Annotated in this window: 12 protein-coding genes; 4 read left to right on the top strand and 8 right to left on the bottom strand. The window is 74.0% G+C overall.

Annotated features, from left to right (window positions below):
- Window positions 1-28: 28 nt before the first annotated feature.
- The 7 genes from ACH4XV_RS31475 to ACH4XV_RS31445 form a co-directional block, all read right to left on the bottom strand.
- The gene (locus ACH4XV_RS31475; protein WP_395795736.1) at window positions 29-481 is read right to left on the bottom strand and encodes a hypothetical protein; all 453 of its coding nucleotides are present in this window, start codon (window positions 479-481) and stop codon (window positions 29-31) included.
- Entirely contained in the window at window positions 481-1803 is a 1323-nt protein-coding gene (gene efeB, locus ACH4XV_RS31470) for an iron uptake transporter deferrochelatase/peroxidase subunit (protein WP_395795880.1), read from the bottom strand. The genes ACH4XV_RS31475 and efeB overlap by 1 nt, the downstream gene beginning before the upstream one ends.
- A 1166-nt stretch (window positions 1804-2969) precedes the next feature.
- Entirely contained in the window at window positions 2970-4775 is a 1806-nt protein-coding gene (locus ACH4XV_RS31465) for a copper resistance protein CopC (RefSeq protein ID WP_395795735.1), read from the bottom strand.
- On the bottom strand, window positions 4762-5403 hold the full coding sequence (locus tag ACH4XV_RS31460; RefSeq protein ID WP_395795734.1) for a copper chaperone PCu(A)C: 642 nt from the start codon (window positions 5401-5403) through the stop codon (window positions 4762-4764). Before ACH4XV_RS31460 ends, ACH4XV_RS31465 begins: the two co-directional genes overlap by 14 nt.
- Entirely contained in the window at window positions 5400-6119 is a 720-nt protein-coding gene (locus ACH4XV_RS31455) for an SCO family protein (protein WP_395795733.1), read from the bottom strand. Before ACH4XV_RS31455 ends, ACH4XV_RS31460 begins: the two co-directional genes overlap by 4 nt.
- 171 nt (window positions 6120-6290) lie before the next feature.
- Window positions 6291-7037 (bottom strand): YcnI family protein, encoded by a 747-nt coding sequence (locus tag ACH4XV_RS31450; RefSeq protein ID WP_395795732.1) that lies wholly within the window; start codon window positions 7035-7037, stop codon window positions 6291-6293.
- Window positions 7038-7156: 119 nt separating this feature from the next.
- Window positions 7157-7882: a hypothetical protein gene (locus tag ACH4XV_RS31445; RefSeq protein ID WP_395795731.1), complete on the bottom strand. Its 726-nt coding sequence runs from the start codon at window positions 7880-7882 to the stop codon at window positions 7157-7159.
- A gap of 304 nt (window positions 7883-8186) precedes the next feature.
- Between ACH4XV_RS31445 and ACH4XV_RS31440 the strand changes: the two genes are divergently transcribed.
- The 4 genes from ACH4XV_RS31440 to ACH4XV_RS31425 all read left to right on the top strand — a co-directional run bounded on the left by ACH4XV_RS31440 (window position 8187) and on the right by ACH4XV_RS31425 (window position 13047).
- Window positions 8187-8621 (top strand): ATP-binding protein, encoded by a 435-nt coding sequence (locus tag ACH4XV_RS31440; RefSeq protein ID WP_395795730.1) that lies wholly within the window; start codon window positions 8187-8189, stop codon window positions 8619-8621.
- Between the two features lie 70 nt (window positions 8622-8691).
- Window positions 8692-9477: a nickel pincer cofactor biosynthesis protein LarB gene (gene larB, locus ACH4XV_RS31435; protein ID WP_395795729.1), complete on the top strand. Its 786-nt coding sequence runs from the start codon at window positions 8692-8694 to the stop codon at window positions 9475-9477.
- A 165-nt stretch (window positions 9478-9642) separates the two neighbouring features.
- Window positions 9643-10836, top strand: coding sequence for a nickel pincer cofactor biosynthesis protein LarC (gene larC / locus ACH4XV_RS31430; protein WP_395795728.1), 1194 nt, complete (start codon window positions 9643-9645; stop codon window positions 10834-10836).
- 81 nt (window positions 10837-10917) lie between these two features.
- Entirely contained in the window at window positions 10918-13047 is a 2130-nt protein-coding gene (locus ACH4XV_RS31425; protein ID WP_395795727.1) for a hypothetical protein, read from the top strand.
- On the opposite strand, the gene ACH4XV_RS31420 is transcribed toward ACH4XV_RS31425, so the two are convergent.
- Window positions 12980-14455, bottom strand: coding sequence for a hypothetical protein (locus ACH4XV_RS31420; RefSeq protein WP_395795726.1), 1476 nt, complete (start codon window positions 14453-14455; stop codon window positions 12980-12982). The two genes, ACH4XV_RS31425 and ACH4XV_RS31420, sit on opposite strands and share 68 nt — an antisense overlap.
- Window positions 14456-14470: the final 15 nt, after the last annotated feature.

Genomic DNA, 14470 nt, shown 5'->3' with positions numbered 1-14470 from the left:
CGAAGCGCACCGAACGGGCTCGCGGCGGCTACTCGGTGATCTCGATCGTGCCCGCCATGCCGCTGCCCACGTGATACATGCAGTTGAAGGTGTACGAACCCGCCTTGCCGAAGCTCAGCTTGATGTCCTGCGACGTGCCGCCCTCCGACGGCGCGACCGGCGCACCGCCGGGCAGGATCATCTGATGCGGGGTGATCCCGGTGTCCGCGAGGGTGATCACCAGCGGCCCGGTCCGGGCCCGGATCACCGACGGCGAGAAGCGCAGCTTGTCGTCCACCCGCAAGACGATCCGCTGCACACCGTCGGCGCCCAGCGCCGCGACTCCCTCGGACGCGGCGGCCGTCGCCTCGGCCTCGCTCATGTAGGAGCCCGGCCCGCCCTCCGCGCCCCAACTCCCGCAGCCGGTGAGCAGGAACGGCAGGGCGAGCGCCCCGACCCACCGGCGACGCCGCCTCGACATCGGCTCCGCACGCCTCGGCATCAGCCCTCCAACAGGGATTGACCGACGTATCCGCCCGGGGCGCACCCCGGCGGGACGACGAAGAGCGCACTCGCCTCGTGCCGCAGGAACGGGGACAGCGCGTCGCCCCGGGCCAGTTTGCGCTGGACCGGTACGAAGCCGTCGTCCGGGTCGTGCTGCCACGCGACGAACAGCAGCCCCGCGTCCGGCGCGCCGTCGGTGCCGAAGCCGTCGTGGTAGGAGTAGCCGCGGCGGAGCATCGTCGCGCCCCGGTTGAACTCCGGCGCCGCCACGCGCATGTGGGCGTTGGCGGTGATCACCAACTCGCCGTCGGGACCACGCTTGCCGAAGTCCGCCGCGCTGTGCTCGCCGCCGCCGGTCAGCGGCGCGCCGGTGTCCTTGCTCCGGCCAATCACCCGCTCCTGATGGGCCTTGTCGATGCCGTCCCAGGCGTCCAGCAACATCCGGATCCGGCGAAAGACCACGTAGGAGCCGTCGACCAGCCAGCCCTGCTCTGTCCCGGCGGCGCCCACGAAGACCTTCTCGTCGAACTTCGGGTCGGACTGCTTGGGGTTGTTGCTGCCGTCGATCTGCCCCATCAGGTTCCGGTGCGTCATCGGCTTGGCCGTGGCGCCGGGCGAGCGGGCGAAGCCGTTCATCTGCCAGCGGATCCGGGCCACACCCTTGGCCGACTTCTGCAACGCGCGGACCGCGCCGAAGGCGACCAGGGCGTCGTCGGCGCACACCTGGACGAACAGGTCGCCGTCGCTGCGGGCCGGGTCCAGCGCGTCGTCGGGGAACGGCGGCAGCGGCTTGAGCGCGGCGGGTCGACGAGCGGCGAGCCCCAGCTTGTCGAACAGGCCCGCGCCGAACCCGAAGGTGACGGTCAACGAGCAGGCTCCGGCGTCCGCCGCGACCTGGTCGTCGCCGGGCACCGACTGCCCGGCGGTGAGCCGCGCGGCGGTGTCCGACCAGCGCCGCATCAGCGCGGCGACCGCGGCCCGGTCCGCGCCCGGCTCCAGGTCCCAGGCCAAGAAGACCGCCTTGGCCTGGGCCGGGGTGGTGATGCCGGCCTGATGTTTCCCGTGAAACGGCACCACGGTGGCACCGAGCCGGGTCATCGCCGGGCCGTCGCCGCCGCCGGACTCGCCCGCGAACGCCACCGCGCCGCCGGTCGCGCCGACCACCAGGCCGCCCGCGCCGGCCGCGGTTGCGACACCGACGAAACGACGCCGCGAGACGTCCGCGCCGGTACTCGCTCGCCCAGCGGACGGGTCCGCCCCGTCGGGCGATCCGCTCGCTCGATCGGAGGAGGCGCTCGTTCGATTCCGGGGGCTGCTCATCACGTCGTCCCTCACAGGTTCCACCACGTCTTCCACCGCGCCGCGCGCGCCGACCGGCGCATCGGACACGTTCGTCGTCGCCACGGCCGGTTCGGCGGAGTCGATCGGCGCCCCCGCGTCCGCCGGCGCCGCCCGGTGCGATCCGCGCCGCACCTCCACGACCAGGGCCAGCGCCGTGCCGAGCCCGGCGCCCAGGACCAGCACGGTCAGCGTGCGATCGAGCCCGATGCCGCCCACGAACGGCGACGACGAGCGCCACAACACCGGCAGGTCGTACCCGGCCACCCGCAACGCCAGCACGCCGAGCGCCGGCGCGGCCAACCACGCCCCGCCCATCCGGCGCCGCACCAGCAGCACCGCGCCCACGAACGCCACCGCGCTCGACAACAGTTGCAGCAGGTTGCCGTCGAGGAAGGCGGTCGCCCACGCCCCCGCCCCGCCCGCCCGAGCGCCCGCGACCAGGGCCAGGTGCAGCACGCTCGCCGCCGCCACCACCCCCGCGAGCAGGCCGTAGCCGAGCAGGGCCCGGCGCCGGACCGGCGGCAGCCACGCCGCCGCGAACACCAGCGCCGCGAGCCCGATCGAGCCGACGATGCCCGGCCACGGACTCGGCCCCGGCACCCAGCGCAACTCGCCGGTCGCGGCCACCTCGCGGTCGCCGATCCGCATCGGCACGGTCCAGGACTGGACCTTCTGCGCCCGGTCCGGATCGGCCATCACCCGTGGTGGCAACCGCTGTTGCACGATCCAGTGCACCCGCTGGTCGTACCAGCGCGCGACCGGCTCGGCGGAGATCCGGTGCCATTGCGGCGCGCCGGTCGGTTGCAGGTTCGACTTCTCGTCGACCGAGCCCCACCGCTCGCTGCTGAGCGGCACGGCCGGGGACTGGCGGTTCTCGAACACCCCGTCGGGGCCGATCCGCAGGAACGGCTCGCTCATGTAGCCGAGCACGATCACGTCCTGCGGACCGGTGTTGCGCACCTGCATGCGCGCCCCGTTCTCGATCACCCGCACCGTCAGGCCCGGCGCGAGCTCGCCCGGCGAGGTCATCACGGTGTGGAAGTTGCTCGGCCCCTGGCCGGACAACTCCTGCGCCACCGCGCTGCCGGCCGGCGCCAGGCAGAGCAACACCCCGACACACAGCAGCAGGATCCGGCGTACGTGCCTCACCTGACCTCCACGGGCACCGTCACGGTGATCCGGTCGACATCGGAGGTACGGATCGCGAACGACAACTCCCAGCGACCCGCCATCGGCATGGACAGATCGCCCAGCCAGTGCCCGGGACCGCCCCGGCGCACCTGGACGTCGGCACCGTCGATGCCCTTGCCCGGCAGCGCCATCGACACGGTCAACTCCTCGACCTCGCGGATCTGTCCGATCGGGTCGGCGAGGTAGATGTGCAACTCGTTGGGACCGACCCGGGCCGGGTCGACGGTGATGTCGAGCCTGCCCTTGCCCGCCGCGCCGCCGGCGTCGAACGGGACGCTGCGGCTGACCGGTCCCGCCGCCTCCACCTGCTTGCGCTCGTGTGCGGTGCGGCCCGGTTCGGTGTCGGTGAGCACCGTGGTGACCCCGAGCACCGCGATGGCCAGCGCGGCCTCGATCACCACCGCCTTGCGCAACACCGCCCACTTCGGGCCGCCCGCCGCGCCCTTGCCGATCGGGGACCGGCCGGCCGTCGCCTCGATGTGCCGCATCAGCCAGCGCCGGGACACCCAGGCACCGGCCAGCATCAGCAGCACCAGGTCGACCTTGAACACCAGCAGCAGACCGAACGTGGTGTCGAACAGCGCGGCGAACGAGCCCACCTGCCGCCAGGCGGCGTACAGCCCGGTCGCCACGAGCACGCACACCGACACGAACGCGGTCCGGGAGAAGACCCGTACCGAGGGCACGTCGAGCCCGGTGCCCGGCGCAGGATCGCCCGGCCGCACCACCAGCGTGACCACCATCGCCAACCCGCCCAGCCAGGTGGACATCGCCAGCAGGTGCACGACGGCCGCGGCCATGGCCAGTTCCACCTGACGGCCCACCGACGCGTGGTCGGCGATCGGCCAGGTGATCGCGATCGCGGTGCACAACAGCGCCCAGCCGCCGACGACGATCCGCCGGGTGCGCACGGAGGCGTCCGCGAGCGCGGCGATCAACCAGCCGAGCAGCGCGCCGGCGGCGCCCAGGAGCAACACCCGCGCCGCGATCGCCTTGCCCAACTTGGTGTCCAGGGTGGCGCGCAACACGTCCGCGTCGAACGCCGACGACAGTCCGAGGCCGGACGCGTTCGGGCCGTGCAGCATCAGCACCGCGAGCGAGGACAGCAGCAGCCCGCCCCACGCGCCGGACACGAGCAGCCAGACCCGGAAGCGACCCATCGCGGCGGGCCGGGCGATCAGCAGGAACAACACCGCGCCGCCGAGCACCGCGAAGGACAGGTACGCGACCCCGGTCGCGGCCCGCTCCAGCACGTCGGTCGCGGTGGAGCCGTCGTCGGTCAGATCGCCGACGTTCACCCCGCCCGAGGCCTGGCCGATATTGAACGTGAACGCGCCGGAGATCGGGTGCGAGTCGGCCGAGACCGCGCGCCAGGCGACGGTGAAGGTGCCGGTCGGCAGGCCGCCCCGGAGCGGGGCGACCACGGTGGTGTCGCCGTCGGGGCCGTGCTTGGTCTGGTTGTTGTCCACCCGGGTGCCGCTCGGGTCGAACACCTTGACCCCGCCGAGCCCGATCTCCACGCCCTCGCTGAACCTCAGCGTGACCGAGGCCGGCGCGGTGGTCAGGGTCGACCCGGACGCCGGGTTGGACGACTCCAGGACGGCGTGCGCCGACGCGGCCCCGGCGCCGCCGAGCACGAGCGCGGCGAGCAGCACGGGCAGCGCGAGCACCCACGCGAGCACCCGCCGGCCGCCCCCGCCACGCACCGGGAGCGGGGGCGACGCCGGGACCGGTCGCCCGGCCGGGTCAGTGGCCCGCATGACCTGTGTGGTCTTCCGCGGGCGTGCCCGTCGCCGGAGCGGGCGGCGCGGCGGGCGTGCCGGCCTCCGATGCGCCCGGCGCGGACGCACCCGGGGCCGGCGCGTCGCCGGGCCGTTCGGTCACCCCGAGCACCGGCACCTGAACGGTGACCGGTCCGGTGTGTTGGAACGTGAGCGTGAGCGGCACGGTGTCGCCCTTCTTCACGGACTTGTTCGGATTCATGAACATGATGTGGTTGCCGCCTCGAGCCAGGACGCCCTTGCCGTGGGCGGGCACGTCCAAGCCCGGCACGTGCTGCATCGAGTTCCCGCTCGTCTGGTGCATCATCACCTCGCCGGAGAGCGGGCTGGCCACCGAGAGCAGCCGGTCGGCCGTGTCGCCGTCGTTCTGCACGGTCAGGTAGCCCGCCGCGACGTCCGCCGAGGAGGGTTGCGGGATGTACGGGTCGACGATGCGCAGCCGGGGCGCGCCCCGGGCGGCGCCCGCGGCGGTCTTGCGTTCGTCCGCCTTCGTCGACGAGGAGGAGCCGGAGTCGGCGCAGGCCACCAGCACGCCGCCGATCCCGAGCGCCAGCACACCGCCGACCGCGAGCGGGACGGCCTTGCGGGGGAGGGGGAAGAGCTTCACTTCTTGGTGTCCTCGGGGTGGATCAGCAGGGGCAGGTCGTGCGCGAAGTCGTCGGACGAGTTGCCGTTCGGCGTGCCGTCCGGGGTCAGCCCGCTGCTCGCGCTGTACATGACCGGGCCCTGGTTGTCCGGGCCGAACGCGATCACCTGGGTGCCGTGGGTGCTGACGACCTTGCCGTCGGGGCCGGTGGTCGCCGGTTCGATGGAGACGCCGACCTGGCGGGCCGCGGCCTGGATCTTGTCGAACGGGCCGGTCAGTCCGACGAACGACTTGTCCAGCGAGTCGAGCCATTCGCGCAGGGCCGCCTGGGTGTCCCGCTCCGGGTCGGTGGTCACGAACACCACGTCGACCGTGGCCCGGTCCTGCGGGGGCAACTTGCCGAGCGCGCGCACGATGTCGCCCATCACGGTGGGGCACGCGTCCGGGCAGTGCGTGTAGCCGAAGTAGAGCAGGGTGGTGCGCCCGGCCGTCTTGGCCCGGAAGTCGTACGGCTGTCCGGAGGTGTCGGTCAGCGTGAGTTCGGGCTTGGTCCACGGCGGGTCGACCGCGATGCCCTTGTACTTGGACTTGCTCTCGCGCACCTTCACCGGGGCGCCGCTGTCGCTCTTGCCGGAATCGCCGCAGCCCGTGGCGAGCAGCAGCCCGGCCGCGGCCAGGGCGGCGAGGCGAAGACCGGTGCGGCGGCCCCGGCCGAGGGACTTGCTTGCGTTGCTCATCGTTCTCCAGGTCGTTGCTGCCGGGGGCTCGTGCCCGACGCGTCCGGCGTCGGCGCGGGCCCGGTGGCCCGGGTCGCGGGCACGGAGCACATCCGTGCGGGGCGACCCGGGCCGGGACATCTCCGCCGCGGACCGCGGTGGCGACCGCGGTCCGCGGCGGGACCGCGAGGATCAGGCCGAGCCGGGGCGCCGCGATGCGCGCAGGACGGCGAACACACCGGCGCCCAGGCCGAGCGCGCCGACCACGATGCCGACCACGCCCAGGGTGCGCGCGGTGGAGTCGTCACTCTTGTCCTCGGCCACCGCGGCGACGCTCGCCTTGCCGTCGGCGGGCTTGGTCGCCGGGGCCGCGGCAGGTGCCGTGGCGCCGGTCTTGGCGGCGAGCTTGAGCACCGGCGCGGGGTACTGCGGCTCCTTGCCGTCGGCGCCCGCCAGGTCGATCCAGCGCACCACCTCGCCGCTGTCGTACGTCTGCACCGCCTTGAACACCAGCTTGTCGGTGTCGGTGGGCAGCTTGCCCATGGACACCTCGAAGTCCTCGAACGTGCCGGGGTTGACCCGGGTGCCGGCGTCCGCGGTCCAGGTGATCTTGGAGACCACCTCGGTGAGCGGCTTGCCGTGGTTGTCGATCGGGGTGGTCAGCTTGGTCTTCTCGACCTCGGCCTTCCAACCCGGCATCGCCCGGGTCTGCACCGAGGTGAGCGGCTTGTCGGCGGGCAGGGTGACCTCGAGCTTGGTGGTCCCCGCGTCGTCGCGCTCGTTGGGGACCCGGAAGGCGACCTTGGCGTACGAGCCCTGGTCGGCGGTGCCCGGCTGCACGCTCACGTGCGCGGCGGCGGAGCCTGCGAACAGCAGTACGCCGGCGCCGGCCGAGGCGGCGATCACGGACAGGCGGCGACGCGTGGTGGACATGGTCATGGGATGTCTGCTCCATGGATGATCCGGCCGCGGGCGCACGAGGGCACCCCGCGGTACGGGTGGGGACGACGGGAAGGCGGACGCGCGCCACCGCCGATCCGGCACCCGGTGGGGCGGGATCAGCAGGCGAGCGCGTACTCCACCGGCGGCCCGCGCCGGGTCACCGCGTGCCGGAGCAGAATCTGATCCGTGGCCGGGTCCGCCGCCGCACCGGTGCGCCGGGCCCGGCCCGGGGTCGCGGCAACCGGGACGACCGGGCCGAACAACACCGCGAGTACCACCCGCAGCGGCGCCGACGCCAGCGTGATCAGGGCGAACAGCGCGGCCTCGCCGCGCCGCAACCACCAGCCGGTGAGCAGGGCCGCGACCAGGTGCGCGCACAACATGCCGGTGCCGCCGTCGAGCAACATCGGCCCGGAGCCGGACATGTGGTGGTGACCGCCGGCCGATTCGCTCGTGAGCAGCGTCGGATCCACCCGGCTGCTGCGCACGATCGCCTCGGGCGTCCAGCCGGTCGGCAGCAGGACGTGCCCGGCCGAGTCCCGGGGCCCGCACAGGAGCCGGTCGAGCAGACCGCTCGACGTCGAGCCGTCGGCGCCGGCCGTCCCGACTGCCCGGGCGGCGGCGGCGTAGGCGAAGAGGGTGTGCAGCGCGAGTTGGCCGACCGCGAGGAGCGCGGTGATCGAGCCGAACGAGCGTTGTCGGCCCGCGCCGGCGAAGGCCGACACGAACACCACGCCGAAACCGGCGACCGGGGCCCACAGCGGCAGCGGCTCGGTCGACATCCACGCGTGACCGCATGCCGCGAGCGCGGCGCAGACCGCCGAGAACACGGCGGCGCGCACAGCGCGGAAAGGTACGGACACGGCCTGCATGACGCCCCATCGTCTCATCGCGCGACGCGCCTTCGACCCCGGGGCCGAAAACTTCCCGTGCGCCCCGACGGGCGGCCGAGCCCGGACCCGACGCCCGCGAGGTCCGCGCGATGCGGCCGAACGAATCGTCTTTACAGCGTATTGACGACCGATCGCGCGAGCTGCGCATACCGGGACCGACCGGCGGCAATAAAACACAGGTGTGCCCTGCCCGTCGATGCGATGGGCCGGATTCGGCCGCAGTTCCGGAGATGTCGAAAGGCCGCTCATGGACATGAGGTGGACTGTCCACCTGCCACGGGATACGGCGAGCGTGCCGATGGCGCGCAGACTTCTTGTCGGCGCGATGGAGACGGCGGGGGTGGATCGCGAGATCGCGATGGAGATCGGCCTCGCCCTGTCCGAGGCATGCGCGAATGTCGTGGAGCACGCCAGGGGCGGACCGTATGCGGATTACCAGATTCGGGCCGGTATCACCGGTGACTGCTGTCGGGTCGAGATCATCGACGGCGGCCCGGGGTTCCCCGTGGAGCGCCTGCGCGGCCTGTCGGCGATGGCCGGTCCGGGCGCGGAGAACGGTCGCGGCCTGATGCTGATCCGGGCGATGACCGATCACGTGCAACTGAGCAACCATCCCCGGCGCGGTGCGGTGTTGCGCTTCGAGAAGACGCTGCGTTGGCGCAAGGACGCGCTGGTCCCGGTCTCCTGACCGGCTGCCGGCGCGGCCGCAACGGGTGCGCGTGGCAGGGCTGTTCGGGGCCAAGGCTACGATCGGGGCAGTGAACCGGGCCGAGGTGAGGGAACTGCTCGACCGCGTGGCCGCCGGGGAGGCGGGCGTGGACGAGGCGCTTGACGACCTCGTACGGGCGCCGACGGCGGGTTTCGCCGATCTCGGCTTCGCCCGGGTGGACACCCACCGGGAACTGCGCACCGGGGACCCCGAAGTGGTCTTCGCGGCCGGGAAGACCCCGGAGCAGACCGTCGCGCTGTTCCACCGGCTGCGTGCGGCAAGTCGGCGTCCGGCGCTCGCGACGCGCGCGTCGGCCGCCGTGGTCGACGCGGTGTACGCGGCGTTTCCCGGCGAGGCGTACACCGACGACAGCGGCACGTGTGTCGCGGTGGGCGAGCCGCCCGCCACGCGCGGCCTGGTCCGGGTGGTCTCGGCGGGCACCTCCGACGTGGCCGTCGCCGGCGAGGCGGCGTTCACCGCGCGGCTGTTCGGCGCCGAGGTGGAGCGGATCGAGGACGTGGGCGTGGCCGGCCTCCACCGACTGCTCGCGGTGCACGCCGAACTCGACGCCGCGGACTGCCTGGTGGTGGTCGCGGGCATGGAGGGCGCGCTGCCGAGCGTGGTGGCGGGCCTGGTCTCGGTACCGGTGCTCGCGGTGCCCACCAGCGTGGGCTACGGCGCCTCCTTCGGCGGACTGGCCGCGCTGCTCGCGATGCTCAACTCGTGCGCGCCCGGGGTCGCGGTGTGCAATATCGACAACGGATTCGGCGCGGGCGTGTTCGCCGCCCGGGTCGCGCGCGCCGCCGGTCCGAAGCCAGGCGGCGCGACGCCGTAGTCGGTATCCCAATATTCGGCGGGAATACGAATTTCGGGCGCGCCGCCAACCGCGCGGCAAAATGCACCGGCAAAGGCAAGAAACCGGTCGCTTTCGGTCGCTTCACCGTTTTTCCGGCAGGACCCCCCGACGGCTGCGAAAGTGGCCGCGACGGGAGGTATCCGCTTGGCCATCGCATGGTTTCAGTGCCAGGCCGGTGCGAGCGGCGACATGCTGCTCGGGGCCCTGATCGACGCCGGCGCCCCGCTGGAGGCCGTCCAGCAAGCCGTCGACGCGGTGGGCGTCGAACCGATCCTGATCACCGCCGAACGCACCGATCGACACGGGATCGCGGCCACCCGCGCCCGGGTCAAGGCCGTGCACACCCACGTGCACCGCACCTGGAACGACGTACGGGTGCTGCTCGATCGTGCCGATCTGCCGGAGCCCGTGCACGAGCGCGCGCACGACGTGTTCGACCGGCTCGCGCGTGCCGAGGCCCGGGCGCACCGGTGCCTGCCGGAGGAGGTGCACTTCCACGAGGTCGGCGCGCTCGACGCGATCGCCGACGTGGTCGGTACGTGCACTGCGCTGCACGCGCTCGGGATCGAGGAGGCGGTCGGCTCGCCGGTCGCGCTCGGCAGCGGCAGCGTGCGGGCGGCGCACGGGGTGCTCCCGGTCCCGGTGCCGGCCGTGCTGGAGTTGATGCGGATGGCCGCGGCCCCGGTGTACGCGGGCCCGGCGCCGTTCGAGATGTGCACGCCCACCGGGGCGGCCCTGCTCACCTCGGTCTGCCGGTCCTGGGGGCCGCTGCCGGCGCTGCGGATCACCGCCGACGGGACCGGCGCGGGCAGCCGGCGGGTCGAGGAGGTGCCGAACATCCTGCGGGTCGTGCTCGGCGAGCGCTACGCGGTCCAGCGGGAGCGGCCGGCCGGCGAGGACGTGCTGATCGAGACGAACGTGGACGACCTCGACCCGCGCCTGTGGCCGGCGGTGCTGAGCAAACTGCTCGCGATCGGCGCCGGCGACGCGTGGCTGGTGCCGATCCTGATGAAGAAGGGCCGGCCCGCACACACCCTGTGTGTCCTGGTCCCGGCGGATCGGGTGGACGCGGCGCTACACACGGTGTTCGTGGAGACCTCGACGATAGGCGCGCGGATCGTGCCGGTGGCGAAGCGGGCCCTGGACCGCGAGTTCGGCACGGTCCGGGTGGAGGGATTGCCGGTGCGGGTCAAGACCGCGATGTTCGAGGGGCGGGTGGTCAACGCCCAGCCGGAGTACGAGGACGTGGCCGCCGCGGCGGCCACGCTCGGCCGCCCGGTCAAGGTGGTGATGGGCGCGGCGACCGCGGCGGCATACGCGGCCGGTCTGCTGCCCTGAGCGTGGCGGCGGACGGCGACGCATAGCCTGGGGCGACCATTCATCCCCGTGTAGGCCGCGTACGTCGAGGAGCAGGCACCCGTGATCGCTCGTCCCCTCCGGTTGCTTGTCGCCATGCTCACGGCGCTGATCGCGTTCGCGGCGCTGCCCGCGCAGGCCGGTGCCGCGCCGACCCGGGCGGCCGGCGCCGACCATGTCGTGCTGCTCGGGATCCCGGGGCTGAGCTGGGCCGACATCGACGGCCGGGACACCCCGGCGCTGGCCGCGCTGGCCGGGCGTTCGACCTCGGCCGCGATGTCGGTACGGACCGTGCACCCGCGCGCGTGTCCCGTCGACGGGTGGCTCACCACCGGCGCGGGGGCACGCTCGACGGACAACCGCACCAGCGCGAAGAGCGCCGAGCCGTGTGCCGAGCCGCTGCCGCCGACGCTCGCCCCGGACGGGTCGGCGACCGTGCCGAACATGCGCGCGATCGTCAAGCGCAACGACTCGTTCGGCTACAACCCCCGCTTCGGGCAACTCGCCGCCTCGGTCGCCGAGCACGGCGGGGCGGTCACCGCGGTCGGCCCCGGCGCGGCCTACGCGAGCGCGGACTCGACCGGTCGGGTGCGCGCCGACTACCGGCCCGCCCCGGCCGCGGTGGACACCGCGCTGATCGAGCGCTCCGCGCTGACCCTGGTAGACCTCGGCGGCCTGACCGGCCCCGGGATCGCGCGCGCCGACCGGCTGCGGGCGGTGGACGCGCAGGTGGGCCGGATCGCCGCCCTGCTGCCGCCGCGCACCCAGCTCGCGGTGGCCGGCCTCGCCGACGACACCGGCACCCCGCACCTGCGCGCGCTGCTCGTGTCGGGCCCCGGCACCTCGGCGGGTCATGCCTTCGACTCCGGCTACCTGACCGCGACCTCGACCCGCGACGACGGCATGGTCCAGCTCACCGACCTGGCCCCGAGCCTGCTCGCGCCGCTGGGCCTCGACGCGCCGAGCGAGCTGGTCGGCGCGGTGTACACGCGCGTCCCCGGACCCTCCGGGCAGAGCGCGATCGACGAGCTGGGGCTGTTCGACGTGGGCGCGCAGGCGTCACGCACGGTGCGCGAGGTCTGGTACTTCTTCACCTGGATCACCCTGCTGCCGCTCGTCTGCGCGGCCGTGGCGCTGTGGCTCGCCGTGCGGTTCGGCCGCCGGGGGCGCACCCGGGCGCGCGCCGCGGTGATACGCGCCGCGACCGGGATCGGGGTGTTCTTCGGCGCCATCCCCGGCGGGTCCTTCCTGGTCGGGCTGGTGCCGTGGGAGAAGAGCGGCGACCCGGCGTGGGCGCTGCTCGGGCTCACCGTGGCGTTCGCCGCCGCGCTGACCGCCGGCGCGCTGCTCGGGCCGTGGCGCCGGCATCCGTACGGGCCGGCCGGCGCGGTCGCCGCGGCCACCGCGGTGATCCTGGCGGCCGACGTGATGCTCGGCTCACCGCTCCAGATGAACACCCTGTTCGGGCTGTCCCCGCTGGTCGCGGGCCGCTTCTACGGCTTCGGCAACGTCGCCTGGACGATCTTCGCGATGGCCGTCGTGCTCGCCGTCGCGTGGCCCACGGCACACCTGCTCGCGGCCGGCCGGCGGCGGGCGGCGGTCGTGGTGCTCTCCGCGGTCGGGGCGGTGGCGGTCCTGGCCGACGGATGGCCCGCGTTCGGCAGCGACTTCGGCGGCGTGCTCGCGCTGATCCCCGGCCTGGCGGTGCTCGGCCTGCTGCTCACCGGCACCCGGATCTCCTGGGGCAGGGTCGGCCTGGTCGCGCTCGGCGCGGTCGTGGTGATCGGTGTCATCGCGGTGCTGGACTGGCTGCGCCCGGCGGCGAGCCGCTCGCACCTGGGCCGCTTCGTCCAAGAGGTCGTCGACGGCGCCGCCGGGGACACGCTCCACCGCAAGGTGATGGGCAACCTGCACTCGTTCACCACGCCGTTCACCCTGCTGATCCCGGTGGTGTTCGTCCTGCTCGTGCTCGCCGTGCGTGATCCGCTCAAATGGCGCGCGCCGGCCCTGGCCCGGGCCTTCGCGGCGGTGCCGTGGCTGCGCTCGACGCTGATCGCGTGCTGGGTGACCGCGGTGGTCGGCTACGCGGTGAACGACTCCGGCATCCAGATCCCGGCGGTCGCGCTCACGATCGCGGCACCGCTGGCGATCGCGGTGATCGCGGCAGTGGAGGCCCGCCCGCGCGTCGACTGACCAGCACCACCGCGACCAGGATCGCCGCGCCCGCCCAGGGGCCGACGGTGCCGCGCACGGTGCGCTGGAGGGTGTCCACCACGTTCGGCAGCGGGACCACCCGGCCCGGGACGTAGGCGCACACCAGGAGCGTGGTGCGGGCCAGGAGCAGCCAGTCCAGCGCGGACGGGGCCAGCAGCACCAGCGGCGCCCACGCGGCCACGTCGTACCAGGGCAGGCTGTACGGGGTGGTCAGCAGCCAGGCCAGGGACAACAACGCGGCCGCGGCGGCGCTGTCGCGCAGGACGTCGTCCATCGCCGCGGGCCGGGCCCGGGCGGCGGTGCGGGCCAGCAGCCACACCACCAGCGCGCCCAGCACCCAGCCGAGCAGTCCGATCAGCGAGCGCGCCGGGTCGTGTCCGAAGGCGGACTCCATCGGCTTCAGCACCAGCCGCAGCGGGACCGCGAGCGAGACCAGCTTCGTGTTCTCCCGCAGCTGGTCGAACGCGCCGAGCCCGACCGGCAGATAGCTCGCCACCCCCACCGCGAGGGCCGAGCCCAGCAGCGCGGCGAGCGCGCGCGGACGCCCGCGCAGGCCCCACACGAGGGCGAGGACGTACAACCCCAGTGACGCCTTCGCCGCGCAGGCCAGGCCGACCAGGACACCCGCGAGTACGGGCGAGCGGCGCACCGCGAGCAGCGCGCCCACCGCGAACACCAGCGCGAACGCGTCCAGATGACCGGCGCCCACCGCGACGAACAACAGCAGCGGATTGACCGACCACAGGATCGCCACCCGCGCCCGGGCCGCCCGATCGGGGCCGGCCGCCCGCTGGAGCAGCAGCCCGGTCAGTACGAACGCCGCCGCGCCGAGCAGGGTCAGCACCAGCACGATCGTGTGCACCGAGGAGCCGCCGAGCCGGGCGGCGAGCCACTGCTCGGCCGTGGCCACCGGCCCGTACACCGACGGCACGTCCGTCCACGGCGCCTCGACCGCGCGGCCGACCGGATCCCCGTCGCGCACCAGCGTCGCGGCGGTGTCCCGATACGGGTCGCCGCCCGTGGCCGCGAGTCGGCCGTACGCGGCGTAGACCAGGTGGTCGGCCGACCCCATCGGCGGCACGCACACCACCGCGAGCGCGGCCACCGCCCCGCCGACGGTGAGCCGACCCGGATCCGGCGCCCAGCCGCGCCCGAGCTCGCGCAGCGCCAGACCCAGGCCGAGCGCGCCGAGCAGGGCCGACGCGAGCAGCAGCGCGGTGACCGTACCGGCGGCGGGACGGGCGGTGAACCGATACGGCGGCAACCACGACGGGCCGCCCGGCAGCGGCGGCTGGGCGGCGGAGGGCCCGAGCAGCCCGGTCAGTACGAGAAGGCCGACCGCGAGCGCGCACAGGCCGAGCGCGATACACCCAAACGGGTGTTCCACGTGAAACATCGACGG

Origin of the sequence: Embleya sp. NPDC020630 (assembly GCF_044334985.1) — a bacterium.
Taxonomy (GTDB): domain Bacteria; phylum Actinomycetota; class Actinomycetes; order Streptomycetales; family Streptomycetaceae; genus Embleya.
The sequence above is the reverse complement of the archived record's forward strand: the minus strand, read 5'-3'. Positions and strand labels throughout refer to the sequence as shown.